Consider the following 25,900-nt stretch of genomic DNA (forward strand, 5'->3'; position numbering starts at 1 on the left):
CCATGCAAGCCCTCACGTACCGCCCGACTGCAAAGCATCATCATGCGCATGCCCGCGTGGGACTGCCTGTGGGGACTCGCATACGCATACGCCGCTAGACATCAGTCGCAGCGACATGCGCCAGAAAGCCCCGCCGGCAACGACGGGGCTTTTTGTTTTCCACGACCTTATCCGCTCATCGAACGAAGGATTGCCGCCATGACACAGGAAGCACAGCCGCCTGCCGTATCGAAGCCCTTTGCGACGCCCATCGATCTATACCGCGTGCTTGCACGCGTATGGGCCGGCGATACGTCGAGCCCCGCGCACGCGTGGTCGTCGACGAATCCCGCGCAGAATCATTGCAGCGTGACGTCTCTGATCATGCAGGACTATTTCGGTGGCGAGATTCTGACGACGCGTACGTCGGGGGGCACGCACTTCTACAATCTGATCGACGGCAGCAGATGGGATCTGACGGTCAGCCAGTTTGCCGAGCCGATTCCATTCGACGATACGCGTTCGAGTCGTGAGGCGGCGTTCGCTGATACGTCGCGGGAGAAATACGAACTGCTGAAGTCGAGGCTCGCGCAAAGCCAGCTGAAATAAACGCTCAATCAAACACGCGTGGCCGAACTGCATCGATACGCGGTTGGCCACGCCATGTCACTTCAACCAATCACTTCCTGCTTCCCCGGAATGCCTTGCCCGCGCAACGAACACCCGCGCGTTTCAGGCACGTAGATCAACGCAATCGCCCCCACGACGCACGCGGCCATCATGTAATAAGCGGGCACCAGCGCATTGCCCGTATGCGCGACCAGCCATTCGTTCGCCATCGGCGCCGTGCCGCCGAAAATCGACGTCGACACGTTATACGCAATCGCCATCCCCGCGTAACGGACCTGGGTCGGAAACATCGCGGGGAACATCGCCGAGATGCTGGCCAGTTGCGGCACGTACAACAGCCCGAGCACCGCAAAGCCGATGAACGCGCCCGCCACGCCGAGCTTCATCAGCAGGAACATCGGAATCGCCGCGACGAATAGGCCAATCAGCGAAAACCACCAGACGTTCTTGCGTCCCACGCGATCCGAGAACGTGCCCGCGAACGGCAGAAACACCATCATCGCGAGCATGCCGATCAGCGGCACGAGCAGGGACATGTTGTCGCTCATGCCGAGCTGCTTCTGCATGAAAGTCGGCATATAGGCGAGCAGCACGTAGTTGACGACATTCAAAGCAACCACGAGTCCACCGAGTTGGATCAGCGGTTTCCAATAGTCGCGCAGCAATGCCTTCAGCGTGACGCAGCTATGCTGCTCCTTGTGCATCGTTTGTTCGAGCTCGCGAAAGACCGGCGTGTCTTCGAGCCTGGAGCGCAGATAGAAACCGATCAGGCCGAGCGGCGCTGCAATCAGAAACGGCAGACGCCATCCCCACGCATGCATTGCCGTGTTGCCGAGCACGACGGAGCAACCGAGCATCAGAAACGCGCCGAGCGAGAAGCCCGACAGCGTCGCGAATTCGAGGAAGCTGCCACAAAAGCCGCGCTTATTGTCCGGCGCGTATTCGGCCATGAAAGTCGCCGCGCCGCCATATTCGCCGCCCGTCGAAAAGCCCTGGATCATCCGCAGAACGACGAGGATAACCGGTGCCCACCAGCCGATGCTCGCGTAAGTCGGCACGAGTCCGACCAGCAGCGTTGCGACCGACATCAGGATGATCGTCAACGCGAGTACGTGCTTGCGGCCGAGGCGATCGCCGAGCGGCCCCCAGAACAATCCTCCTAGCGGACGCACGAGAAACGAAATGGCGAACGTCGCGAGCGCGAACAACGTGGCCTGCGCGGTGCTGCCGGGAAACAACGCGGCCGAAATATAGCTCAGGCCGTAGGCGTAAATACCGTAGTCGAACCACTCGGTCGCGTTTCCGAGTGCCGACGCCGCGATTGCGCGTCGCAGCAAGCTGCGCGCCTGCGGTTGCGGGCTCTGCGCGGTCCATGAATGTACGTAGTGCATGTCTTCTCCTGGGGTGTCTCTATGCGACACAGGCAACGTCGCCCGAATCCACGATACCGGCGACCCGCGCCTGCAACGATGTTCTAGGACGATGCAGGCATCGGGGTTTTCCATAAAGCCTGCAACGGATGCGGTAATCCGTACGCGTGCGTCGGCGACGCGTCGCGCGCGTTCGGGAAAAACAACATGATTGGCGTCGCGCAGCGCTCTCAGCGCATCAGCGACGGCAGCGTCATCAAATGACCCTGCTGTGGCCTCGCCTCGTTCTCGCCGCAAAGGTCGAGCGCGCGCCTCTCGGCCGATTCACGGCTCTCGCCCTTCGTCAGCATCGGCGCGAGCGTCACGTTGTCGAGCACGCTCTTGTGCGGAAACAGATTGAAGTGCTGAAACACCATGCCGATCTTCTCGCGCATCTTCTGCAGATGCCGTTCGTTCGCAGGCACCATCTGGCCGCCGCGCGGCATATGGAACAGCTGTTCGCCGTCCACTTCGATATGGCCGCCATCGATCGTCTCCAGCGTCATCAGGATGCGCAGGATCGTCGTCTTGCCTGATCCCGACGGACCGATTAGCGCGAGCTTCTCGCCGGGCATCACGCCGAGCGACAGTTCGTCGAGCACGGTCAGCGCGCCATATCGTTTCGTGATCCGGTCGAGCCGGATCAATGGCTTGCTCGCCGGGCTTTCGTGTCGGCGCGCCGGTGTGCTTGCGGGGGCGACCGCGCGCTCCTCGGAGGAAAGACTTGCCGGGGCGATGCCTGAAGCGCTCAACAGATCGGTGACTCGCGCGGTGTTCATATCGATTCGGTCCCGTTCGTCGTACGTGTGGTGCGAACCAGAATACGCAGCCATATTTGCGATCCAGATTGCTCTAGAACAATTCTTTTTACGCGCGGACGAGGGCGGCGCAGCGTGCACTGCAACAAAGAGCCAGCGTCCGTCGATAACGTCGCGAACATTGAACTAGCACATTCAGCGGCGTTTTTTCGCGGCATTAGACTGCGGCGAGAGATACGCGTGGACGCCCCGTTCACTGGCACCGGGCGCCACTTTCCGCAACGACGTCACGCTCGGAGAGAGAGGGGAAGATGTCAGCTACGACGCAACACGAATCGCGAATCGCGGCGCCCGTCGTGCGCCTGCCGTTCGAACGCGACGAGTACGCCGCGCGTCTTGCCAAGACGCGCAAGGCCATGCAGGCGGCCGGCATCGAACTATTGATCGTGTCGGACCCGACCAATATGGCCTGGCTCACCGGCTATGACGGTTGGTCGTTTTACGTGCATCAGTGCGTGCTGCTCGCGCTGGATGGCGAGCCGGTCTGGTTCGGCCGCGGTCAGGACGCGAACGGTGCCAAGCGCACCGTCTTTATGCAGCACGATCAGATCGTCGGCTATCCGGATCATTTCGTGCAATCCACTGCGCGTCATCCGATGGACTACCTCGCGCGCGACGTGATCGCGGCGCGCGGCTGGGCCAACGCGAAGATCGGCGTCGAAATGGACAACTACTATTTCAGCGCCGCCGCTTATCGCTCGCTCGTCGCGCATTTGGCCGAAGCGAAGTGGCAGGACGCAACCGGCCTCGTCAACTGGCAACGCGCGGTCAAATCGCCGCGCGAGATCGAGTACATGCGCGTGGCCGCGCGCATCGTCGAGAAGATGCACGCGCACATCGTCGAGCGAATCGAGCCGGGCATGCGCAAGAATGACCTCGTCGCGGAGATCTACTCGGCAGGCATTACCGGCATCGACGGTTATGGCGGCGACTATCCGGCGATCGTGCCGCTGCTGCCGACCGGCGCCGACGCGGCCGCCCCGCATCTGACCTGGGACGACACGCCGTTCGCGAAGGACGCCGGCACGTTCTTCGAAATTGCCGGCTGCTTCAAGCGTTATCACTGCCCGCAGTCGCGCACCGTCTACCTCGGCAAGCCGCCGAAGCATTTCATCGAAGGCGAACGCGCGGTGGTCGAAGGGATCGAAGCCGGGCTCGCCGCGGCGAAACCGGGCAATACCTGCGAGGACATCGCCAATGCATTTTTCGCGGTGCTGCATAAATACGGCATCGAGAAGAACAGCCGCTGCGGCTATCCGATCGGCGCGAGCTATCCGCCGGACTGGGGCGAGCGCACGATGAGCCTGCGCCCTGGGGACAAGACGGTCCTCGAACCCGGCATGACGTTTCACTTCATGCCGGGCCTGTGGCTCGACGACTGGGGCCTCGAAATCACCGAGAGCATTCTGATTACGCGGACCGGCGTCGAGACCTTTTGCAGGACGCCACGCAAGCTGTTCGTCAAACCGTGATTGCGCGGGCGTCGTGCCCGCATGTACTCGCTAAGCACGACGCCCGTTTCAACGAAAGGGGAAACATGCTTCCGAAAACGATGAAGGCCGTCGTGCTGACCGCGCACGGCGGCCTCGACAAACTGGTCTAGCGCGACGACGTGCCGGTGCCCTCGTGCGCGGCTGGCGAGGTACTGATCGACGTCACCGCATGCGGTCTCAACAATACCGACGTGTGGGTCCGCCAGGGCGCCTACGGCACCGACGACGATCCGCAAGCGGTGTCGACGTGGCGACGCGGCCGCTCGACGCTGACGTGTCCGCGCATTCAGGGCGCGGATATCGTCGGACGCGTGGTCGCGGTGGGTCGCGGCGTCAGCGACGCGCGTATCGGCGAGCGCGTGATCGTCGACGCGTCGATCTACAACCGCGACGACGACAGCCTCGCCGACATCGACTACATCGGCCACGGCCGCGACGGCGGCTACGCCGAATACACGGCCGTGCCCGCGGAAAACGCGCATCGGGTCGACTGCACCTGTTCCGACGCCGAACTCGCCACGCTCTGGTGCGCTTATCACACCGGCGAGCAGATGATCGAGCGCGCGGCCGTCAAGCACGGCGAAACGGTGCTGATTACCGGCGCGTCCGGCGGTGTCGGCTCGGCCATCATCCAGCTATGCCGCGCGCGCGGCGCGATTCCGTATGCGGTGGTCAGCAAGGGCAAGGAAGGATTCCGGATCGGCATTATGGCGGCGAAGCCGCGCATTAGCTTTCGGTAACTCTCGGTGCAATAGGAATATGCGAGCCCGCCCAGCAAGGCGGGCTTTTTTTCGGCCGTGGCAATCAGAATTTTCCAAGTCGGGTGCGGATCGTGGTTTCGTTCAAATCGACGATCATCCGTCGATAATCGCCTCCTGTGACGGACTCGCCGCCTATCGGCGAATCGTCGATACGAACCCTGTGGGCCTCAGGTTCATTTGCCGTTGGACAATGCTTATTGTCAATGTTTGTCAAAACGGCTCTATCCCAAATTAATTCTGTTGACGACGACTCATTTGGATGGTTAATTCGTCGGGTGTTTTCTGCAAAATAAGAAGAGGTCAAATGGGACAACAGAAACAGGACGGCACCGGTGGCAAGGAAGAGTGCTTGCTTTGCCGTATCATCTATTCGGTATACTCAAACTTTCCGCCAATGCCATCCGCAATGGCGCTGAACGTCGAAACCGGCGAATGGTTTCCGCAGGATAGGCTTCGGTCGTATTCGACCGGTTACGCAATGGCCAAAGCCCTGGGTTACGCATGGGCGTGCGATTGTCGCGGGCGCGCGCAACAAGCGGACGACGTTAGCATGGCACGCTCGCAATATGGCAGCAGCCCGCCCATACCGCAGAATCTGGGCAATGCCCAGCCGTTCGAGTATTCTGACACTTCGACAGGCGGAGACGTGACGATTCTTGGTGCACGCGGTGTGAGCGAACGACAAGAGATCGAGTGCGAGATGGAATATGAGCGCAATATGATCGCGTGCAAGATGCTGTCAAAAACATACGGCGGCGATTTGAGAACTCGCTTTGCGTGCGAGCAACGTGCTTTTGAAACATACAACCAGTGCAGAGGCTATTGATGGTCCGAGACCTTGCTGTCGTCTTTATCTACGACGACGACACGAATACGCTCAAAATGAGCAACGTGTCGCGTCGTGCTATTCAATCAACCCTGGATCGGGCGATGTTCCTCGATATTCCTGAAGCACCGGAAACTCCATTGGATGACGAATCGGCCCGCAAGCTTGGAGCGCTGGCACTTCGATGTCTAGGCGAAGCGCATCCGGATCTGGCCGCGCGACTGAATCTTTCAGCGCCAAAGTAGCTGTTCTTGCGATCTCAGGTCGCGCTATTTTTCGGCCTTTTCGTTCTGTCGATCCATTATGTCCACCCATACACCTATCCGTGGACGGAAAGCGAGGCGCTCGCATGGTGGCGTGCTTCGGATTCTATATTTCGTAGTGTGGGTGACTATTGAATTGTTCGTGGCAGCGCTTGCCTATGTGCCATCATGAAGCTATGGCGGCACTACCGCACGAACTAAATGAAAGCCCCGACCATGAACCGCATCGCAGCGGCCGGGGCTCTCGTTCACCTCATTTCATCAAAGCGAAGCAGCCGGCGCAAACACCTGCGACGCCACCTCATCCACCGCCTCGCGCGTCAGCTTCACGATCTCGTCCACGTCGCCGCGCGACGTCACCAGCGGCGGCGCAAAGCCGAGAATGTCGCCGTGCGGCATCGCCCGCGCGATCAGTCCACGCTGCATCGCGGCAGCCGACACACGCGGCCCGACCTTCAGCGCCGCATCGAACGGCGTGCGGACATCCTTGTCGGCCATGAACTCCAGCGCGGCCAGCATGCCCACGCCGCGCACTTCGCCGACGAGCGGATGCGAGTCGAACGCCGCATGCAATTGCTCCAGCAGATAAGCGCCGGTTTGCGCCGCATTCTGCGTGAGGTTCTCGCGTTCGAGAATCTCGAGGTTGGCGAGCGCCGCCGCCGCGCAAATCGGATGGCCCGAATAGGTCCAGCCATGCCCCAACGCACCCGATTCCTGCGATGCCTTATCGATCACGTCCCATACGCCTTCGCTGACGATCACGCCGGACAGCGGCGCGTAAGCACTCGTCAAACCCTTCGCGACAGTGATCAGATCGGGTTGAATGCCGTAGTGCTGCGCACCCATCTTCGAGCCGAGCCGGCCGAAACCGCACACCACTTCGTCGCAGATCAACAGGATGTCGTGCTTCTTCAGCACCTGCCGGATCGCGGGCCAGTAACCGGCCGGCGGCGGTACGATGCCGCCCGTGCCCATCACCGGTTCGCCGATGAAGGCCGCGATCGTGTCGGCGCCTTCGCGCGCGATCAGTTTTTCGAGTTCGTCGACGCAGTACGCGACGAACTGCGTTTCATTCATACCGGCCGGCGCGCGACGATACCAGTGCGGACACACGGTATGCTTGACGCGCTCGATCGGCAGATCGAAGAACTGGTGGAAGCTCGGCAATCCCGTGAGACTGCCGGTGACGATGCCCGAGCCGTGATAGCCGCGCTCGCGCGAAATGATCTTCTTCTTGTTCGGGCGGCCCTTCACATTGTTGTAGTACCAGACGAGCTTGATCTGCGTTTCGTTCGCGTCCGAACCGGACATGCCGTAGTACACCTTCTTCATGCCCTGCGGCGACCAGTCGATGATGCGCGACGACAGCTCGATGATCGTATCGGTCGAGTGGCCGACATATGTGTGGTAATACGCGAGCTTCTTCGCCTGCTCGTAAATCGCTTCGGCCACTTCGGTGCGGCCGTAGCCGATGTTCACGCAGTAAAGACCGGCAAATGCATCGATAAAAGACTTGCCTTGATGGTCTTCGATACGGATGCCTTTCGCGCCGGTCACGATCCGGCCCGGCAGCGCGCCGCTCGCGTGATCGTGCGCGTGCGTCGACGGATGCATGAAGTGCGCGCGATCGGCGCTCAGCAGTTGATCGAATTGAGTCATGGGTCGCTCCTTCGTGTGATGTCTGGATGAATGAATCGGTAGGTTCAGGCCGTTGCGTCCGTCGCCATCGCATGTGCAGCGGCACGAGCGGGGGCGCTGTCGCTGACCGGCAAGCCAAGCTGGCCAAGGCAGAAATAACGTGTCTCGACGAACGGCTCGAAGCCTTCGACGCCGCCTTCGCGTCCAAGCCCCGACGACTTGATGCCGCCGAACGGAATCGGTGCGCCGGTGAACTTCGCGCCGTTGATGGACACCATCGCGAAGTCGAGTCGGCGGATCAGTTGAAACACGGTGTTCAGATCTTTCGCGCACACGTAGGCGGCGAGTCCATACTCGGTGTCGTTCGCGCGTTCGACCACTTCGTCGAGCGAATCGAACGGCGTGACCGCCGAGATCGGCGCGAAATTTTCTTCGTCGTAAATGCGCATGCCGGGCGCCGCATCGGCGACCACGGTCGGCTCGAAGAACCAGCCGCCGCGCTCGTGCGCCGCGCCGCCTACCGTGACGCGCGCACCCTTCTCACGCGCGTCGGCGACGCGCTGCACGGTCGTGTCGAACGCGGCCTGGTGCATCAGCGGGCCGACGTCCACGTTCGGGTCGAAGGCGCCGCCCACTTTCAACGCCTTCACGGCATCGCTATATCGCGCGACGAACGCTTCATACAACGAACGCGCGACGAAGATCCGGTTTGCCGCGCAGCAGTCCTGGCCCGAGGTCTGGAACTTCGCCGCGACCGCGACGCGCACGGCGTGTTCGAGGTTCGCATCTTCGGTCACGATGAAAGGCGCGTTGCCGCCCAGTTCGAGCGCGGTCTTCTTGATGCCCGCCCGTGCGGCCGTTTGCATCACTAGCGCGCCGACACGCGTCGAGCCGGTGAAGCTGACCGAGCGCACGCGGCTATCTGAAACCAGCGTTTCCATCGCCATTTGCGGCTCGCCGAGCACGACGTTGAACACGCCGGCCGGAAAGCCCGCTTCTTCGGCGAGTTGCGCGAGCGCGAGCGCGGAGAACGGCGTCTCGTGCGCGGGCTTCGCGACCACCGTGCAACCGGCGGCGAGCGCGGCGGCGGCCTTGCGGGTGAGCATCGCGCACGGGAAATTCCACGGCGTGATCAGCGCGGCCACGCCGACCGGCTCGATGATCGTGCCCAGATGAGCGCCATCGATATGGGTCGGAATCGTGCGCCCATTCAGGCGGCGCACCTCATGCGCGAACCATTCGACGAAGCTCGCGCCATACGCAATTTCGCCGCGCGCTTCAGCAAGCGGCTTGCCCTGTTCGAGCGACAGAATCGCGGCGAGATCCTCCTGATGACGCAGAATCAGTTCATGCCAGCGCAACAGCAGCGCCGAACGTTTGGCGACCGGCACCCAGCGCCACGTGTCGAACGCGCGCTGCGCGGCATCGACCGCGGCGGTGATCTGCGCCGCCTCGAGCATCGGCACATGGCCGAGCACTTCCTGATTCGCGGGATTCTGCACCGCGACGCTCGCGGCGCTCGCGCTATGAACCCAGCGTCCATCCACGTAGCACAGCGATTTGAATAAGACCGGATGACCCAGCAACATGACGACCTCCTGTGTGCGATGTCTGCTATCACTGTAGGTCCGGCGGCACTGCGGTTTTTTTTGTTGCCGCTTCTCGAAGGCTACGTTTTTTCTGCAATTCGCCACATGGTTATCGTTTTTTCGGGTGGGGCTTTTCGTCGTAAGTCGATCGCAAGTAGCGCGCCACTCAGCCGTTTTCGCCAAACGATTGTTCCGCCCATTCGGGCAAGCCTTCGGCCCCGCTTTTCACCACCTTCGTGACGATATAGGTGAAGTACTTTTCGATGCCCAATTCGTCGGTGAGCAACGTATCGATGAAGCGCTGATAGTGGTCGATATCGCGCGACAGCACCTGCATCACATAGTCGACACCGCCACCCGTCGCGAGGCATTGCACGACTTCGGGCGCGGCCGCGATGCGCTCCTCGAAGCGCCTCATGTCCGGCGCCGTATGACGCGCGAGCGTGACCTCGACCACCACGCGGCTGCCCTTGAACCCGCGCACCCAATCGATATCCGCGCGATACCCGCGAATCACGCCCTCTTCTTCGAGGCGCTTCACGCGCTCCCATGCCGGCGAAATCGACAGATTGATTTCTTCGGCGAGGCGCGACTTCGTGATGCGTCCATCGCTCGCGAGAATGCGCAAAATCGCGAGATCGTAGCGGTCGAATTTCATCGCGCGTTCAGACCGTTACCGGTATGCCTCGTTCGAGCACGTCGGCGACCACCGCGACCGTGTCGCCGCTCTGCACGAGCCCCGGAAAATGCCGCGCGGCCAGCATGCCGCCGCGTCGCGCGCGATATTCGATCGGCGCGGCGCCGGTGCGCTTCGCGTCGTAAATCCGCGCGATCACCTCGCCGCCGTCGACCATGTCGCCGAGGTCCTTGCACAGTTCGAGCAGGCCCTCGTGCTCGCTCGTCGTGTAGCAGGTGCCGTCGGGCATATCGAGCAGCGTCGTCGTGCGCGGCGCGCTCGCCCTTGAGTGACCCATTGCTTCGTCTTGCCTGATGATTCCAGCATGTTGCAGAAAGCCGCGCACACCGCGCTCCGTAATCGCCACGCTCTGCACGGTCGCCGTGCCACCACCCCCGAGTTCGGTCGACACGAACACCTTGCCCGCTTCCTCGACGGCCGTGTCGTAAAGGCCGACGCTGTCGAGTTCGAGCATCCGCATCGAGTACGGCGCGCCGAATGCGCGCATCCCTGCCTCGCAGCGCGCCTGCTGCGTCGCGTCGGGCAGCACGTGAATCGCGGCGAACGGCACGAAGTCGAGCGTGCGGCCACCCGCGTGCAGATCGAGCACATAGTCGGCGAGCGGCAGCAGATAGCGCTGAAAATAATCGGCGATCTTCTCGGTCACGGTGCCGTCCGGCTTGCCCGGAAAGCTGCGATTCAGATTGCCGCGATCGATCGGCGACGTGCGCGTGCCCGCGCGAAACGCCGGAAAATTCATGAACGGCACGATGATCACTCGCCCGCGTACGTCACTCGCCTTCAACGTGGCGGCGAGCTTCGACAGCGCAATCGGCCCTTCGTATTCGTCACCGTGATTGCCGCCCGTTAGCAGCGCGGTCGGTCCCTCGCCGTTGCTGATCACGGTGATGGGGATCATCTCCGCGCCCCATGCGGAGACGTCGTGCGAATGAGGCAGCTTCAGGAAACCATGTTGTTCACCATCGGCGTAGAAATCGACCGTCGGTTGAATCGGGGATGCCCGCATCTGTGCTACTCCTTCGTGAGCCGCTGGCGCGGCGTATTGCCGTTCATCGCGCGTCATTTAGGCGGCGCATCGTTGCCAAATGTCGTTCCCGCCTTCGCGGCACGCGCGCGCTGCAATGCGAGCGCGGCGATAGCGGTGTCCTGCGCGCCGGTTCCGGTCAGATCGCAGATCGTCACGTCGGCGTCGCTCGTGCGGCCCGCGGCCTGTTTCGCGATCACCTGGCCCAATTCGACGATCGCCGCATCGTCGCGCATCGTGCCCGCGGCGAGCGCGTGATGCAGTTCGCCGAGCACGCGCGTTTGCTGCGCGCGGTCGCACACGTAGCGCGCCGCCGCCAGCACGGCCGGCGCGATTTCGTTCTTGTGCTCGGCGTCCGAACCCATCGCGGTGATGTGCAGGCCCGGATGCAGATCGGCGGCTTCGATCAGCGGCGTGCGGCTCGGCGTGGTGGTAATCGCGGCGTCCGCTTCGGCGAGCGCGTCATGAACGCTGGCCGCGACATCGCATCGCACGCCGGGCGTGTCGTTCACTTCCGCAGAGAAACGCAGCGCGCTCGCCGCGTCGCGCGCCCAGACGCGCACGTGTTCGACGCGGCGCACCAGCATCAGGGCCCGCAGTTGCAGACGCGCCTGCTCGCCCGCGCCGATCACCGCGACCTGCGGCGTGTGCGCTTTCGCGAGCCAGCGCGCCGCGACCGCGCCGGCGGCCGCCGTGCGTATCGCGGTCAGATAGCCGTTGTCGAGCAGCACCGCCTCGGTCAGCCCGGTCTTCGCCGACAACACCAGCATCAGACCATTCAGGCTCGGCAGACCGAGCGACGGGTTGTCGAAGAAGCCCGGACTGACCTTGATCGCGAAGCTGTCGAGGCGCGGCAGCCACGCGGTCTTCACGTCGACTTCGCCGTTATGCGCGGGCAGATCGAGCCGCAGGATCGGCGGCATCGCGACCGCCTCGGTCGCGAGCGCGACAAAGGCGGCTTCGATCTGATCGATGGTCGCGAGATCGAGCGGCACGAGTTTGCGAAGCTCGGCTTCGCCAAGGAGCGTGATCGAGGTCATGATGGGGTGTGTGAGTTCGGTGACGGCGCGGCTTGCGAGGTTTCGTTGCCGATGATCCGCCGATGCAGATTCATATCGATGTTCGCGCCCGTCACGACGAGCACGAGCGGCCCGCGCGCGATGCGTTCAGCGGGCAGCGCGTGATCGAGCACCGCGGCAATCCCCACCGCCGCCGCGCCTTCGACGACGAGCCGTTCCTGCCGATACGCATGCGCGATGCCGCGCGCGATCGACGCCTCGTCGAGCAGCACGGTCTCGTCGATCAGATCGCGCGTCAGCGCATACGTATAGCGGTTTTCGAGTCCGATGCCGCCGCCGAGCGAATCGGCGAGCGTGTCGACTTCCTCGACCAGCACCGGCCGTCCGACCGCGAGACTCGCATGCATCGCGGCGCCGCGCGCCATCGTGACGCCTGTCAGGCCAATCGTGGGATTGGTGCTTTTCGCCACGAGCGCGATGCCGGCAAACAGCCCGCCGCCCGACAACGGCACGACGATGTTCGCGACATCGGGCAAGGCCTCGACGATTTCGAGTCCGATCGTGCCCTGTCCGGCGATCACGCGCGGATCGTCGAATGGCGGCACGTATGCATAGCCTTCTTCGCGCGCGAGCCGCAATGCTTCGTGCTCGGCCTCGTCCTGACTTTGGCCGGTAATGCGCACGTGCGCGCCGAGCGCCCGTACCGCGTCGACCTTGTTGGCGGGCACGAGGCGCGACAGACACACGGTCGCGTCCATACCGAGCGCGCGCGCCGCATGCGCGAGCGCGCGGCCATGATTACCGGTCGATGCGGTCACCACGCGAGTGCAGCCCTGCTCGGCCAACTGCGCGAGCGCATTGGTCGCGCCGCGCAGCTTGAAGCTGCCGGTCGGCTGCACGGTTTCGAGCTTCAGATAAACCGGTGTGCCCGCGTGCGCCGACAGGCTCGGCGATTCGACGAGCGGCGTACGGCATACGCGAGCGTCGATACGGCTGCGCGCGCGGTAAATGTCGGCTAACGAAAGATCGGCTAACGATGGAACGGACATGCACGAGGCCCTGCATCAAAGAGGTCGATTCGCTATTCGATGCGGGCACGGCTATCGCAGATAACCGCAGTGACTCGCGACCGCATCGCTTTCCATGCAGCCCAGTCTAGTGTTCTAAAAAAGGATTTTTATTGTCCTAGTTCATTTCGGTCAGCGTTACGCAATTCGCGCACCGGCGCGATCAGGTGAAATCGTGCACCTGCGGGTACTGCTCGAACACGTCGCGCATCGTTTCGAGCGCGGCTTTATAGGCGTCTTCGCTGACCTCGGCGCCGACGCAAACCCGCACCGCGTTGGGCCGGTCGGCGTCGCGCACGAGAAACGGATCGGGCGACGTGACTGCGATGTCGCGGTTGCGCAGTTCGCGCACCAGCCGATCGGTGCGCCAGTGATCGGGCACCCGCAGCCACGCCGATAGCGCCTGCGGATGCGCGCCCAGGACATATTTACCGAGCGTCTGCTGCAATTGCGACTGACGCCGCCCGAGCCGCTCGCGCTGAATTTCGACGAGCCGCGCGGCCGTGCCGTCGACGATCCAGCGCGTGGCGACCTCGGCCATCGGCGGCGTCGCCATCCAACTGCTCACGCGCAGCACGCTCTCGGCGCGCAGCGCGAGCCGGCGCGGCGTCGTCATGTAACCGATGCGCAAGCCGGCCATCACCGACTTCGTAAAACTCGTGCAGTAGAACGAAAGATCCGGAATCAGGCTCGAAATGGGCGTGCAATGTTTGGCCGGCAACGGCCCGTACACGTCGTCCTCGATCACGTATACGCCATAGCGTTCGGCGATTTTCGCAATCGCGCGACGCCGCGAATCGGGCATCAACGCGACGGTCGGATTGTTCAGCGTCGGTGTGCAGACGAGCGCCGAGATGCGCTCGCTGTCGCACATCTCCTCGAAATGCTCGGGGTGAATGCCGTACTCGTCGATCTCGAGGCCCTTCAGCGTGAAGCCGAGCACGTTGGCCGAACCTATCACGCCGTGATCCGTCAGGCTTTCGCACAGCACGGTGTCGCCCGGCCCCACCAGCGAAGCGAGCGCGAGAAAAATGCCGTGGGCGGCGCCGTTCGTGACGAGCAGCGTATCGGCCGAAGCCGGCATGCCGAGCGACGCGAGCCATGCAATACCCGCCTGGCGATGATGCTCGAAGCCCGCGATCGGCCGGAACGCGCGAATCCACGGCTGATCGTCGAGCGTCGACAGCGTCGCGCAGACCTTGCGCCACATCGCGTCATGCTCGGACGTGTGAATGATGCGCGCGATCGAAAAGTCGACCACCGAACGCTCGGCCGTATCGAGCATGTAGCTCGACATCGTTTCGGTGACGCGAGCCGCGACGAAGCTGCCGCGCCCGACCTCGCAGCGGATCAGGCCTTGCCGCTCCAGTTCCTTGTACGCGTTGGTCACGGTCTGCACGCTGATCGCGAGTTCGGCGGCGACGTCGCGCTGCGGCGGCAGGCGCGCGCCCGGCGGCAGCGACGTGCTCTCGATGTCGCCGGCAATCGCCTTGACCAGTCGCTTGTATTTCGATTCCACGCCGTGCACCGCGCGCACGGCCTCGCGCCACTGCTCGATCACCGCTGCTCCTATGTTGTGGTGGATGCTGGCTCCGTGAGGAGTCGGCGTCGTCTCGCCTGATCTCCCATAGTGCGGCAGAAACGGGGGAGGAAATTAATGTCCTAGGGCATTTAACGCGAAGAAATGTGGGGCAGGATCTCGCCAAGCGGCGCCATCCAAGGATGACGATTGAACGAGGCCACCTATTCCAGCGTCGCCAGTTCAACATGGAAAACGCGTGAGTGGACGTTATGCGGCTTGCGCGAGGTGGCGTGCGGCGGCAGAGAATTGGCCACCATTCACGGGTGTGAGTCCTATCATTCAACCATTCACAATTCGCGAATCGCGATGCACATACAGCGGTCAATGCTCCGGTCGTACGTCTGCTGGTGTTTTTGTATTCAACTCGCGAACAGGAGGATAAGGTGTCGCCCCGTGTTTTCTGGCGGGCAACTCAGACCCGCGTGATCGTCATACTGGCAGCGCTGCTGGGGTTGGCATGTTTCGCCGATCCGGCGCACGCCGATCCTCCCAGGAACCCTGGTGTACCGACCTCCGTCGCCATTGGGCAATCGGTCACATGTCAGCCCGTCTCCACGACCCGGCCGCAGCCGGTGCTTCCAAAGGGATTTACAGAGCGGATTTTGTACAGCGGTTGTCTCAATCAGCCGACGGCAATCAGTTTCAACGCAAGCCAGACCAGGGTCTTCATCGCCGAAAAAGGCGGCAGGGTTTGGAATTGCGACCTGGCGACGCCTACCTGTACGTTGATTGCCGACCTCAGCAATGAAGTCTGCAACGATGTCGACCGGGGACTTCTCGGGATTGCGGTCGATCCTCGGAACGACGGCAAAATTTACGTGCTTTACACGACGCCTCCAGCTACAGGCGCCTGTAGCGGAAACGTTCTGACTCACGGCCAGCTTTCGCTGCTGACAACGGCGGGAGCGGGCACGACCGAAACGAAGATCCTCCCTCCCGCAGGGTCAGGCAATCAAACGTGGTGTTTTTTCTACACGTCTCACAGTATTGGCGGACTAGTCTTCGGAGTTGACAACAGAACGCTGTACGTTAGCGCTGGCGACGGCGCGAGCTTCGATCAGGTGGACTACGGACAGTTGGATACTGCGTGCGGCGATGGCACGAATCTGCCGCAGGGCGCGTTTCGCAGTCAAGGCGTGTCTCCATATAGCGACGGCGCTGTTCTCCGGATCACGAACCCGGGTTCGACAACTCAAAGCGTTGCCCTGGTTGCGCAAGGCTTACGCAATCCGTTCCGGTTCGCCCGCCTGCCTGGTAGTACGGACGAGCTGTATATCGGCAATGTGGGCTGGAACAGTTGGGAGGCAATCGATCATGTCACTGTCGACGGCCAAGACTTCGGCTGGCCGTGCTACGAAGGATGGAGCCCTGGCGCCAACTTCGCTGCGGCTCCCGAGCCCGACTATCAAAATACGGGCTACTGCGGAAAGTTCGTGGGTGCCACGGCGCCGTTTTATGCGTACGCTCACACGAGCTACATTTCAGCCGATGACAGTCGTGGAAGAACCTGCGGCGGCAAGCGGAACGGCGGAGGGCCGGACCAGAACGGGAGTGTCATCTCTGCGATCGGGTTTACCGACGATACGAGCACAACCTACCCTGCTCAATTCAAAAACGCACTGTACTTTGGTGATCTTCTGCGGCAATGCATCTGGACCATGCAACCTCCGAACAATGTGCCCCAGACTTTCGCAAGGGGTCTGCAGGGAGGACCGGTGGATCTGAAGGCGGGCCAGAATGGCGACCTGTTCTACGTGGATCTCGTGACCAGTACGATCAGGCGAATTACACACAACTAGGAAGAAGTATCGGTGGCGCGCTACAGCAACCCCGCAAAATGCGCCACCACAAACACAACCGCGCCGCCCGCGATCAGCACCAATGCATTGATACGCGTCGTCATCACGAGCACGGTCGCGATGGCCGCGGTGAGCCACGCAATCCACCCGCCTTCGAGCTCCTTGATCAGCACATAGACGGCCGCGAGAATCAACCCGGCAGCCACCGGCCGCAACCCGGCCTGCAACGCATTCAGCCAGCGCGCGCCTTCGTGCCGGTTCCATACGTGCACGACGCCATACATCAGAAACGCAGTCGGCCCAAATAGCGCGACGGTCGCGACGAGCGCGCCACCGAGTCCGCCGACCTGATAGCCAATCAGCGTCGCGAGCAGCGAGCCAGGACCGGGCGCGAGCCGCGCGATCGCGAAGTCGCTGAGAAATTGCGCATGGGTCATCCAGTGATGCACGTCGACGACCTGGCGCTGCACTTCGGGGATGATCCCCTGCCCGCCACCGACGGTGACGATCGACAGCGGCGCGAACACCGAAAACAGGGCGATAAGAGTTCTGAACACGGCAGAAGCTTTTGTGGAGTTTGACTAGCGGCGATAAAAGCCGATCAGGGCTGGCGCGCCTCGCGCACGTATTCATAGCCGACGCTCAACGCGCCGGCGATCAGCACGGTCCACACCAGCGATACGCGAAACACCGCCGCAGCCGCGAACGTCGCGAGCAGCACCAGATACGGAAACACGCGACGCGGCAGCCGGCGTGCGGCGGTGATCGCCATCGACAGCGACAGCCCGATCGCGCCGGCCGCGGCGCCAGCGAGCGCGATATGCGTGAGCGGAAACGATGCGATCGCCGAGAAGAACGCGCCGAGCAGAATGATCACGACGGCCGCCGGAAAGATGATGCCGCAGAATCCCGCAACAGCGCCGCGCCAGCCGAGCAGCCGGTAGCCGATCCAGATCGCCAGATTCTTCACGTTGACACCGGGCAGCGCCTGCGACAACGCGAGGCCGTTGAGAAATTCGTCTTCGCTCATCCAGTGGCGGTCGTGCACGAACTCGCGCATGAACCAGCCGCTCAGTCCGCCGCCGAAACTCGTCAGACCGATGCGGGCGAAGATCAGAAAGAGGCCGAGCGAGGTCACTTCGCGCGGCGGCGGTGCGTGGTGTGGCGCGTCGTCTTCGGGTGTCGATACCGGGTCGCTGACGTCTTGCCCATGGGTGCCTTTGGCCAATGCTCGTCCTTAGTCGTTTTGATCGTGCCGCACTTGCCGCGCGCCCGGCATGATAGCCGCAGACGTCGCCGATGAAGCAGACGCAGCCGAAGGCGATGAAGCCGCCGCCGGATGCCGCGGATCATGCAGCTCATCGGTCGACCACCCGCCGCCCAGATCGCCAAACAACGACGCCGCGTGCAGCAAGCGCGATTCCTGCACGTTCAGCGCGGTCTGCCGCGTCGTCAATTGCGTCGCTTGCGCAATCGCGACCGTCGTGTAATCGACGGTGCCCGCCTGGTATTCGTTGAACGCGATCTCCGCGCCACGGTCCGCGTCGCGCACCGCCGTTTCGAGCACGAGCGCCTGCTCGGCGAGAATGCGCAGGCCGGACAGATCGTCCTCGACGTTCTGGAACGCGCCCAGCACCGTGCCGCGATAGTTGGCAACGGCCGCGTCGTAGGCCGCCTTCGCCGCGTCGACATCCGCGCTGCGCAGGCCGCCGTCGAACAGCGTCTCGGTCGCGCTGCCGCCGAGCGACCACACGTAGTTCGCGGCCTTCAGCAGACCGGACAGCGGCGACTGCGTGAATCCGGCCACGGCCGACAGCGAGATGTCCGGGTAATACGCGGCCACCTCGACGCCGATCGCCGCATTCTGCGCGGCCATCTTGCGCTCGGCGGCGGCGATGTCGGGGCGGCGTTCGAGCAGCGTCGACGGCACGCCGACCGGCGCCGACGGCAGCGCCGGCATCGCGGTGCTATGCGTGATCGACAGCTCTTCCGGGTTCTTGCCGACCAGCACCGCGATCGCATGCGCGTTCTGCGCGCGCGCGACGCCGAGCGCGATCAGATCGGACTTCGCGGTATTCAACTGGCTGCGCGCGGTGATCACGTCGCTCGGCGGAATCGTGCCCGCGCGATCCTGCTCGGTGACGACGTCGAGATAGTGCTGATACGCGACGACCGTTTGCTGCAGCAGGTCGATGTTCGCGTCGCTGGTGCGCAGCTCGATGATCGCGGTCGCGAGCGCGACCTGCTCGGAGAGCGTCGCATTCGCGAGTGTCGCTTCGCTCGACTGCGCACTCGCGGCGTTTTCCTCGACGGTGCGGCGCACCTGGCCCCACAGGTCCGGCGCCCAGCTCACGTTGCCTTCCAGCGAGCCCGAATTGACGATGCGCGTCGCCGTACCATTGACGAAGCTTCCCGAGGCACTGACCGAACCGCTGCTCGCGCGTTCGCGCGTCGCCGAACCGGTAGCGCCGATGGTCGGAAACAGGGCCGCGTGCGCGGCGCGCACTTCGGCGAGCGCTTGCTGGTAGTTCGCGTAGTCCACGCGCACGGTCTGGTTCGACACCGCGACGAGCGGTTCGAGTTCGTCGATCAACGGATCGTTGAACGCGCTCCACCATGTGCCCTTCGGGCCGGTCGCGTTCGGCTCGGCCTGGGTCCAGCCCGGCAGTTCCGAGTACGTGGCGGGCACGCTGACCTGCGGCCGGTGATAGTCCGGGCCGACCACGCAGCCGGCGTTGAACAGCGCCAGCATCGCGACGGCGAGCGTCGCGATGCTCGGCAACCCGGCGCGAGACCCTGTCATTCGTTCAGTCGAAATCTTCATCGTCATGCCTTCGTATCCGCTTGTCCCGGCTTCGCGTCGCGGTTCCAGCGCAGCCCCGCGGACCATCTGACCAGCCGTGCACGCAGACGGTCGAGATACAGATAAATCACCGGCGTCGTATAGAGCGTAAACATCTGGCTCAGGATCAGCCCGCCCATCACCGTGATACCGAGCGGCTGACGCAGCGAGCCGCCCTGGCCCATGCCGACCGCAAGCGGCACCGCGCCGAGCACGGCCGCGAACGTCGTCATCATGATCGGCCGCAGACGGATCAGCGCGGCCGCGTGGATTGCGTCGCGCGCGGGCATCTGTTGCTGGCGCTGCAACTGGATCGCGACGTCGACCATCATGATGCCGTTCTTTTTGACGATACCGATCAGCAGGATGATGCCGATCATCGCGATCACCGAGAACGGCGTGCCGAAGATCAGCAGCGCGAGCGTCGCGCCGATGCCCGCGGACGGCAGCGTCGACAGAATCGTCAGCGGGTGGATCGAGCTCTCGTACAGCACGCCGAGCACGATGTAGACGACGCCGAGCGCCGCGAGAATCAGCAGCGGCACCACGCCCATCGACTGCGAATAGGCCGCCGCCGCGCCCGCGAACGAGCCGTGGATGCTCGCGGGCATGCCGATCTCGCGGATCGTTTCGTTGATCGCCTCGCCCGCCTGGCTCAGCGACCCGCCGGCCGGCAGGTTGAACGAGATCGTCGCGGCGACGAGCCCGCTCTGGTGGTTCACCTGCGTCGACGTATGGCTGTTCCTATACGAGGTCAGCACCGACAGCGGCACCATCGTTTCGGCAGCCGTGCTGTCCGCGCTACCGGTCGAACTGCCGCCCTTGCTGTTGGCGATGCTGTTGTTGGTCGCGTTCGACTGCGCGTCCGAGTTGCGCGAGTTCGTGTTCGACGACGTGCCGGTCGTGGTCGTGGTCGCGGTAGTCGTCGTCGCCGACACCGTGCCGCGCGGCATCCGTGTCGCGGCCGTGCCGGTCGGATTGCCGGCGGACGTGCTCAGATAGATCCGGTTCAGCGTCTCTGGATACTGCCAGTACTCAGGCGCGACCTCCATCACGACGAAGTACTGGTTCAGCGGGTTGTAGATCGTCGACACGGTGCGCTGGCCGAACGCGTCGTACAGCACGTTGTCGATCTGATTCGGCGCAAAGCCGTAGCGCGCGGCGGTCGCGCGATTGATCGTCAGGTAGGTCTGCAGGCCGTTCTGCTGCAAGTCGGAGTTCACGTCGAGCAGCCGCCCGCGCTCCTTCGACAACGCGGCGACGAGCTTCGGCGTCCACGCAAACAGCGCGGCGGAATCGTCGCTCGTCAGCGTGTACTGGTACTCGGCCGCCGATTGCCGCCCGCCGATGCGCAAATCCTGCTGCGCCTGCAGAAAGAGCCGCGCGCCCGACACTTCGTCGAGCTTCGGCCGCAGCCGGTTGACGACCTGGGTGGCCGTTGCGTGCCGCTGCGACAGCGGCTTCAGCTCGATGAACACATTGGCGGTATTGAGCGCGCGCCCGCCGGTAAAGCCCGCGACGGACTGCACCGCCGGATCCCTTTGCACGATCGACTGCAACTGCGCGAGCTTCTTCTGCATCGCCGTGAACGAAATGCTCTGGTCGGCGATGATCTGCCCGATCACGATGCCGGTGTCCTGCTCGGGGAAGAAGGTGGCCGGCACCAGCTTCAGCAAGAACACGTTGCCGACCAGCAGCGCGAACAGCAGCAGGATCACCAGCAGCGAATGATCGAGCACGGCCGTCAGCGTGCGTGCGTAGACGTCCTTGAAGCGATCGAACTGCCGCTCGATCCACCGCGCCCAACGCGCTTTCGAATGACCTGCGTTGTCGCGGCTCAGCACGTACGCGCACATCGCGGGCGTGACCGTCAACGAGATCACCAGCGAAATCAGGATCGCGATCGACAGCGTGATCGCGAACTCATGGAACATCAGTCCGACGATGCCCGGAAACAGGATGATCGGCAGAAACACCGCGATCAGCGACAGGCTCATCGAGATCACCGTGAAGCCGACTTCGCCCGCGCCCTTCAGCGCGGCCTCTTTCGGACCCAACCCCTGCTCCATGTACCGCACGACGTTTTCGAGCACGACGACCGCGTCGTCGACGACGAAGCCGGTGCCGATGGTCAGCGCCATCAGCGACAGATTGTCGATGCTATAGCCGAGCAGATACATCGGCCCGAAGGTGCCGACGATCGACAGCGGCAACGCGACCGCCGGTATGAGCGTCGCGCGCGGCGACTGCAGAAAGATGAACACGACGCCGACCACCAGCAGCATCGCGATGAACAGCGTGCGCTCGGTATCGCTGACCGACGAGGTGACCGACTGCGAGCGATCGATGGCGACATCGACATGCACGCTGCTCGGCAACGTCGCTTCGATCGCCGGCAGCACGTTGCGTATCTGCTGCACCGTGCTGACCACGTTGCTGCCCGGCATCGGATAGACGATCACGAGAATCGCCGACTTGCCGTTGAAGAGCCCCGCGTTGCGGATGTTTTCGTTCGAGTCGCGCACCTGGGCGACGTCGCGCAACAGCACCGGCGCGCCGTCGCGATACGCGACCACCAGATCGCGATACGGCGCCGCGTGCGTGATCTGATCGTTCGACGTGACCACGTAGCGCTGATCGCCGACGTCGATATGCCCCTTCGCGCTGTCGGCATTGGCCGCACTGATCGCCGCGCGCACGTCTTCCATGCCGATCCCGTAGCTATTGAGCTTGCCCGGCTGCAACTCGACGCGCACGCTCGGCAACGCGCCGCCGCCGAGCGTGATCTGGCCGACGCCCTGCACCTGCGACAGTTGCTGCTGGATCACCGAATCGGCGGAGTCGTAGAGCTGCGCTTTGGTCAGCGTGTCCGAGGTCAGCGACAGCACCATGATCGGCGCGTCGGCCGGGTTGTACTGGCGGTAGCTCGGATTGCTGCGCAAGGTGGTGGGCAGATCGGCGCGCGCGGCCTGGATCGCCGCCTCGACGTCACGCGCGGCGCCGTTGATGTCGCGCTTCAGGCCGAACTCGACGATGATCAACGACGAGCCGACATAGCTGATCGAGGTCAGCTCCGCGACGTCGGCGATCGTCGCGAGCCGCCGCTCGAGCGGCTCGGCCACCGTCGACGCCATGATGTTCGGGCTCGCGCCGGCCATGTTGGCCTGCACGACGATCACCGGAAACGCGATGTTCGGCAGCGGCGCGACCGGCATGCGGAAATACGCGAGCGTGCCGGAGATCAGGATCGCGATCGCGAGCAGCGTCGTCGCGACCGGCCGCCGGATGAAGATCGCCGGGATGTTCACCGCGTGCCCTCCGCGCCGCCTTCCGGCGGACGCCCGCCCGGCTCGTCGCCGCCGTTGCGCCTGGCGCGCTCGGCGCGCCAGCGGTTCACGCGCGTGGCCATACGGTCGAAGAACAGATAGATCACCGGCGTCGTGAACAGCGTCAGCACCTGGCTCAGCGTCAGACCGCCGATGATCGCGAGACCGAGCGGCCGGCGCAGTTCCGAACCGGTGCCGGTGCCGAGCAGCATCGGCAGTGCGCCGAGCATCGCGGCGAACGTCGTCATCAGGATCGGCCGGAAACGCAGCAGCGACGCTTCGAAGATCGCATCGCGCGGCGCCTTGCCATGATTGCGTTCGGCATCGAGCGCGAAGTCGACCATCATGATCGCGTTCTTCTTGACGATGCCGATCAGGAGCACGATGCCGATGATACCGATCACGTCGAGATCCATACCCGCGAGCATCAGCGAGAGCAGCGCGCCGATACCCGCCGACGGCAGCGTCGACAGGATCGTGACCGGATGGATGAAGCTCTCGTACAGCACGCCGAGCACGATATACACGGCAACGAGCGCCGCGATCAGCAGGTAGACCTCGCTGGAGAGCGAATCCTCGAACGCCGCGGTCGCGCCTTGCAGCGACGACGTGATCGACGGCGGCAGGTCGATCGACTGCTCGGCCCGGTGAATCTCCTTGACCGCGGTGCTCAACGATGCGCCCTTCGCGAGATTGAACGACACCGTCACCGACGGAAACTGCGCCAGATGGCTGATCACGAGCGGCGCCTTCCCGATCTGGATCTTCGCAATGCCGGAAAGCGGCACCTGACCCGTGCTGCTGGTCTGGCTCGGCAGATACAGATTGCCGATCGACTGCACGGTCGGCATCGTTTCCGGCTTCGCGACCATAATTACGCGGTACTGGGCCGACTGCTCGAAGATCGTCGACACGATGCGCTGGCCGAGCGCGTCGTACAACGCGTTGTCGATCGTCGCGGGCGTGATGCCGAAGCGCGCGGCCAGTTGCCGGTTCACTTCGACGTTCACGCTGAGGCCGTCGCTATTGAGATCGCTCTGCACGTCCGACAGCGACGGAATCTGCTTCAGGCGCGCGACGAGTTCCGGCACGTACTTCTGGAACGCCTGCTGGCTCGGTCCGCGCAACACGAAGCTGTACTGGTTCGGCGACACGGTCGTGTCGAGCGTCAGGTCCTGCTCGGGCTGCATGAACAGCTTCACGCCGGGCACGTGCGCGACTTCCTGCGCGAGCCGGCGCGCGATTTCCTGGGCGGTATCCGAGCGCTGGTCGCGCTCGCGCAGATTGATCAGGAAGCGGCCGTTGTTCAGCGTCGCATTGGTGCCGTCGATGCCCACGTACGACGTCAGCGAGACCACGTCCGGGTCTTTCAGGATCGCCTCGGCGAGCGCGCTCTGGCGCTGCACCATCGCCGCGTACGACACCGAGTTGTCGGCGACGCTGATGCCCTGGATCACGCCGACGTCCTGCACCGGAAACAGTCCCTTCGGAATCACCACATACAGGATGCCGGTCAGCACCACGGTGGCGATCGCGACCATCAGCGTCAGCGTCTGATGATCGAGCACCCAGCGCAGGCCGCGCTCGTAGGCGGCGAGCGTCTTGTCGAACAGGCCCTCGCTGATGCGCTCGAAGCGGCTCGGATGGCGCTCGGCCTGCGCGCGCAGCATCCGCGCGCACAGCATCGGCACCACCGTCAGCGACACGACCGCCGAAATCACGATCGTGACCGCGAGCGTCACCGCGAACTCGCTGAACAGCCGCCCGATCACGCCGCCCATGAACAGCAGCGGAATCAGCACCGCGATCAGCGAAATAGTCAGCGACAGGATCGTGAAGCCGATCTGCCCCGCGCCTTCGAGAGCGGCTTCGAGCGGCGACATGCCCTCTTCCAGATAGCGCACGATGTTCTCGATCATCACGATCGAGTCGTCGACCACGAAGCCGGTTGCGATGATCAACGCCATCAGCGACAGGTTGTCGATCGAGTAGTTGAGCTGGTACAACACCGCGAGCGTGCCGATCAGCGAGACCGGCACCGAGATGCTCGGAATCAGCGTGGCGGGCACGTTGCGCAGGAACACGAAGATCACCGCGACCACCAGCACGATCGCGAGAATCAGTTCGAACGCGGCGTCCGCGACCGACGCGCGGATCACGCCGGTGCTGTCCGACACCACGGTCACTTTCATGCCGGCCGGCAGCGTCGATTCGAGCTGCGGCAGCTCCTTCATGATCTGGTTGACCGTCTGGATCACGTTCGCGCCCGGCTGGCGCTGCACGTTCAGCACGATCGCGGGCGAGCCGTTGTACCAGGCGCCGCGCTCGACGTCCTGCGCAGCCTGGCTCACGCGCGCGACGTCGCGCATGAATACGGGCGAGCCGTTCTGGTAGGCGATTACGGTGTCGAGGTAGTCCTTCGGATCGGTGATCTGATCATTGCCGTTGATCGTGTAGTCGAGATCGGGGCCGTCGAAATTGCCCTTCGGCTGGCTCACGTTCACATAGCTCAGCAGCGTGCGCAGATCGTCGATGTTCAGACCGTAGGCGGCGAGCTTGTGCGGGTCGGCTTCGACGCGGATCGCGGGCACGTTGCCGCCGCTCGTCGTCACGACGCCGACGCCCGCCACTTCCGAGATCTTCGTGCCGAGGCGGTTGTTCGCGACGTCCTCCAGTTGCGTCAGCGAGATCGACTTCGAGGTCACCGCGAGCGTCAGAATGGGCTGGTCGGCGGGATTGACCTTTGCGTAGGTCGGCGGCGCCGGCAAGCCCGACGGCAGATAGCTGTTCGCCGCGTTGATCGCCTGCTGCACGTTCTGCTCGGCGATGTCGAGGTTCAGCGACAGATCGAACTGCAGCGTGATCACCGACGCCCCGTCCGAACTGTACGAGGTCATCTGCTGCAGGCCCGGAATCTCGCCGAGCTGCACCTCGAGCGGCGCGGTCACGATGGTCGCCATCACCGTCGGGCTCGCGCCCGGATAAAAGGTCTGCACCTGAATCGTCGGATAGTCGACGTTCGGCAGCGACGACACCGGCAGCACGCGCATCGCGATCAGACCGACGAGCACGAGCGCGATCATCAGCAGCAGCGTCGCGACCGGGCGAAGAATGAACAGGCGGGAAATGTTCATCGGC

20 protein-coding genes and 1 pseudogene are annotated in these 25,900 nt (G+C 63.5%); 7 read left to right on the forward strand and 14 right to left on the reverse strand.

All coding sequences use genetic code 11. From position 1 onward, the window contains the following. Window positions 1-198: 198 nt before the first annotated feature. On the forward strand, window positions 199-588 hold the full coding sequence (locus tag OKW30_RS36680; protein ID WP_184072728.1) for a YunG family protein: 390 nt from the start codon (window positions 199-201) through the stop codon (window positions 586-588). A gap of 62 nt (window positions 589-650) precedes the next feature. Here OKW30_RS36680 and OKW30_RS36685 read toward each other — a convergent pair whose 3' ends face one another. Both OKW30_RS36685 and OKW30_RS36690 read right to left on the reverse strand, forming a co-directional pair. Next, window positions 651-2,000, reverse strand: a complete 1,350-nt coding sequence (locus OKW30_RS36685) for an MFS transporter (RefSeq protein WP_187627193.1) — start codon at window positions 1,998-2,000, stop codon at window positions 651-653. 209 nt (window positions 2,001-2,209) lie between these two features. Beyond that, window positions 2,210-2,797, reverse strand: coding sequence for an ATP-binding cassette domain-containing protein (locus OKW30_RS36690; RefSeq protein ID WP_429349037.1), 588 nt, complete (start codon window positions 2,795-2,797; stop codon window positions 2,210-2,212). 290 nt (window positions 2,798-3,087) lie between these two features. Here OKW30_RS36690 and doeA point away from each other — a divergent pair, with 290 nt between their 5' ends. From doeA to OKW30_RS36715, 5 genes and pseudogenes are all read left to right on the forward strand, one after another. Then, window positions 3,088-4,308: an ectoine hydrolase DoeA gene (gene doeA / locus OKW30_RS36695; RefSeq protein WP_429349038.1), complete on the forward strand. Its 1,221-nt coding sequence runs from the start codon at window positions 3,088-3,090 to the stop codon at window positions 4,306-4,308. 140 nt (window positions 4,309-4,448) lie between these two features. Continuing rightward, the gene (locus OKW30_RS36700; RefSeq protein WP_429349039.1) at window positions 4,449-5,069 is read left to right on the forward strand and encodes an alcohol dehydrogenase catalytic domain-containing protein; all 621 of its coding nucleotides are present in this window, start codon (window positions 4,449-4,451) and stop codon (window positions 5,067-5,069) included. 325 nt (window positions 5,070-5,394) lie between these two features. Next, entirely contained in the window at window positions 5,395-5,916 is a 522-nt protein-coding gene (locus tag OKW30_RS36705; RefSeq protein WP_429349040.1) for a hypothetical protein, read from the forward strand. Beyond that, a complete protein-coding gene (locus OKW30_RS36710; RefSeq protein ID WP_184040027.1) occupies window positions 5,916-6,161 on the forward strand; it encodes a hypothetical protein in 246 nt (81 codons plus the stop codon). The genes OKW30_RS36705 and OKW30_RS36710 overlap by 1 nt, the downstream gene beginning before the upstream one ends. Beyond that, window positions 6,162-6,380: pseudogene (locus OKW30_RS36715) on the forward strand (hypothetical protein). Window positions 6,381-6,440: 60 nt separating this feature from the next. On the opposite strand, the gene OKW30_RS36720 reads toward OKW30_RS36715, so the two are convergent. From OKW30_RS36720 to OKW30_RS36750, 7 genes are all read right to left on the reverse strand, one after another. Then, window positions 6,441-7,838 (reverse strand): aspartate aminotransferase family protein, encoded by a 1,398-nt coding sequence (locus tag OKW30_RS36720; protein ID WP_429349041.1) that lies wholly within the window; start codon window positions 7,836-7,838, stop codon window positions 6,441-6,443. A 44-nt stretch (window positions 7,839-7,882) separates the two neighbouring features. Then, on the reverse strand, window positions 7,883-9,406 hold the full coding sequence (locus tag OKW30_RS36725) for an NAD-dependent succinate-semialdehyde dehydrogenase (RefSeq protein WP_429349042.1): 1,524 nt from the start codon (window positions 9,404-9,406) through the stop codon (window positions 7,883-7,885). A gap of 166 nt (window positions 9,407-9,572) precedes the next feature. Then, complete coding sequence (locus OKW30_RS36730; protein ID WP_429349043.1) at window positions 9,573-10,064, reverse strand: Lrp/AsnC family transcriptional regulator; 492 nt, start codon at window positions 10,062-10,064, stop codon at window positions 9,573-9,575. Window positions 10,065-10,071: 7 nt separating this feature from the next. Then, entirely contained in the window at window positions 10,072-11,109 is a 1,038-nt protein-coding gene (gene doeB / locus OKW30_RS36735; RefSeq protein ID WP_429349044.1) for a N(2)-acetyl-L-2,4-diaminobutanoate deacetylase DoeB, read from the reverse strand. A gap of 53 nt (window positions 11,110-11,162) precedes the next feature. After that, window positions 11,163-12,167: a cyclodeaminase gene (locus OKW30_RS36740; RefSeq protein WP_429349045.1), complete on the reverse strand. Its 1,005-nt coding sequence runs from the start codon at window positions 12,165-12,167 to the stop codon at window positions 11,163-11,165. Beyond that, entirely contained in the window at window positions 12,164-13,195 is a 1,032-nt protein-coding gene (gene eutB / locus OKW30_RS36745) for a hydroxyectoine utilization dehydratase EutB (RefSeq protein ID WP_429349046.1), read from the reverse strand. Before eutB ends, OKW30_RS36740 begins: the two co-directional genes overlap by 4 nt. A 181-nt stretch (window positions 13,196-13,376) precedes the next feature. Further along, window positions 13,377-14,774, reverse strand: a complete 1,398-nt coding sequence (locus OKW30_RS36750; RefSeq protein ID WP_429349047.1) for a PLP-dependent aminotransferase family protein — start codon at window positions 14,772-14,774, stop codon at window positions 13,377-13,379. A gap of 443 nt (window positions 14,775-15,217) precedes the next feature. Here OKW30_RS36750 and OKW30_RS36755 point away from each other — a divergent pair, with 443 nt between their 5' ends. After that, window positions 15,218-16,594, forward strand: a complete 1,377-nt coding sequence (locus tag OKW30_RS36755) for a PQQ-dependent sugar dehydrogenase (RefSeq protein ID WP_429349048.1) — start codon at window positions 15,218-15,220, stop codon at window positions 16,592-16,594. Between the two features lie 20 nt (window positions 16,595-16,614). Here the strand turns inward: OKW30_RS36755 and OKW30_RS36760 are convergent, their stop codons facing one another. The 5 genes from OKW30_RS36760 to OKW30_RS36780 are packed head-to-tail and all read right to left on the reverse strand — an operon-like array spanning window position 16,615 to window position 25,896. Next, a complete protein-coding gene (locus OKW30_RS36760; protein WP_184070248.1) occupies window positions 16,615-17,151 on the reverse strand; it encodes a chromate transporter in 537 nt (178 codons plus the stop codon). 44 nt (window positions 17,152-17,195) lie between these two features. Continuing rightward, window positions 17,196-17,822 carry a chromate transporter gene (locus OKW30_RS36765; RefSeq protein ID WP_429349049.1) on the reverse strand — a complete coding sequence of 209 codons (627 nt, stop codon included), beginning with the start codon at window positions 17,820-17,822 and terminating at the stop codon, window positions 17,196-17,198. 9 nt (window positions 17,823-17,831) lie between these two features. Beyond that, window positions 17,832-19,424, reverse strand: coding sequence for an efflux transporter outer membrane subunit (locus OKW30_RS36770; RefSeq protein WP_429349050.1), 1,593 nt, complete (start codon window positions 19,422-19,424; stop codon window positions 17,832-17,834). After that, a complete protein-coding gene (locus tag OKW30_RS36775) occupies window positions 19,421-22,744 on the reverse strand; it encodes an efflux RND transporter permease subunit (RefSeq protein ID WP_429349051.1) in 3,324 nt (1,107 codons plus the stop codon). The genes OKW30_RS36770 and OKW30_RS36775 overlap by 4 nt, the downstream gene beginning before the upstream one ends. Further along, on the reverse strand, window positions 22,741-25,896 hold the full coding sequence (locus OKW30_RS36780; RefSeq protein ID WP_429349052.1) for an efflux RND transporter permease subunit: 3,156 nt from the start codon (window positions 25,894-25,896) through the stop codon (window positions 22,741-22,743). The genes OKW30_RS36775 and OKW30_RS36780 overlap by 4 nt, the downstream gene beginning before the upstream one ends. Window positions 25,897-25,900: the final 4 nt, after the last annotated feature.

Source organism: Paraburkholderia sp. Clong3, assembly GCF_050436485.1.
Lineage (GTDB): Bacteria > Pseudomonadota > Gammaproteobacteria > Burkholderiales > Burkholderiaceae > Paraburkholderia > Paraburkholderia tuberum.

Coding starts and splice junctions, on each gene's coding strand:
- OKW30_RS36780 (WP_429349052.1), bottom strand. CDS start 25,896: ATGAACATTTCCCGCCTGTTCATTCTTCGCCCGGTCGCGACGCTGCTG.
- OKW30_RS36685 (WP_187627193.1), bottom strand. CDS start 2,000: ATGCACTACGTACATTCATGGACCGCGCAGAGCCCGCAACCGCAGGCG.
- OKW30_RS36710 (WP_184040027.1), top strand. CDS start 5,916: ATGGTCCGAGACCTTGCTGTCGTCTTTATCTACGACGACGACACGAAT.
- OKW30_RS36740 (WP_429349045.1), bottom strand. CDS start 12,167: ATGACCTCGATCACGCTCCTTGGCGAAGCCGAGCTTCGCAAACTCGTG.
- OKW30_RS36730 (WP_429349043.1), bottom strand. CDS start 10,064: ATGAAATTCGACCGCTACGATCTCGCGATTTTGCGCATTCTCGCGAGC.
- OKW30_RS36690 (WP_429349037.1), bottom strand. CDS start 2,797: ATGAACACCGCGCGAGTCACCGATCTGTTGAGCGCTTCAGGCATCGCC.
- doeA (WP_429349038.1), top strand. CDS start 3,088: ATGTCAGCTACGACGCAACACGAATCGCGAATCGCGGCGCCCGTCGTG.
- OKW30_RS36725 (WP_429349042.1), bottom strand. CDS start 9,406: ATGTTGCTGGGTCATCCGGTCTTATTCAAATCGCTGTGCTACGTGGAT.
- eutB (WP_429349046.1), bottom strand. CDS start 13,195: ATGTCCGTTCCATCGTTAGCCGATCTTTCGTTAGCCGACATTTACCGC.
- doeB (WP_429349044.1), bottom strand. CDS start 11,109: ATGCGGGCATCCCCGATTCAACCGACGGTCGATTTCTACGCCGATGGT.
- OKW30_RS36770 (WP_429349050.1), bottom strand. CDS start 19,424: ATGACGATGAAGATTTCGACTGAACGAATGACAGGGTCTCGCGCCGGG.
- OKW30_RS36680 (WP_184072728.1), top strand. CDS start 199: ATGACACAGGAAGCACAGCCGCCTGCCGTATCGAAGCCCTTTGCGACG.
- OKW30_RS36720 (WP_429349041.1), bottom strand. CDS start 7,838: ATGACTCAATTCGATCAACTGCTGAGCGCCGATCGCGCGCACTTCATG.
- OKW30_RS36705 (WP_429349040.1), top strand. CDS start 5,395: ATGGGACAACAGAAACAGGACGGCACCGGTGGCAAGGAAGAGTGCTTG.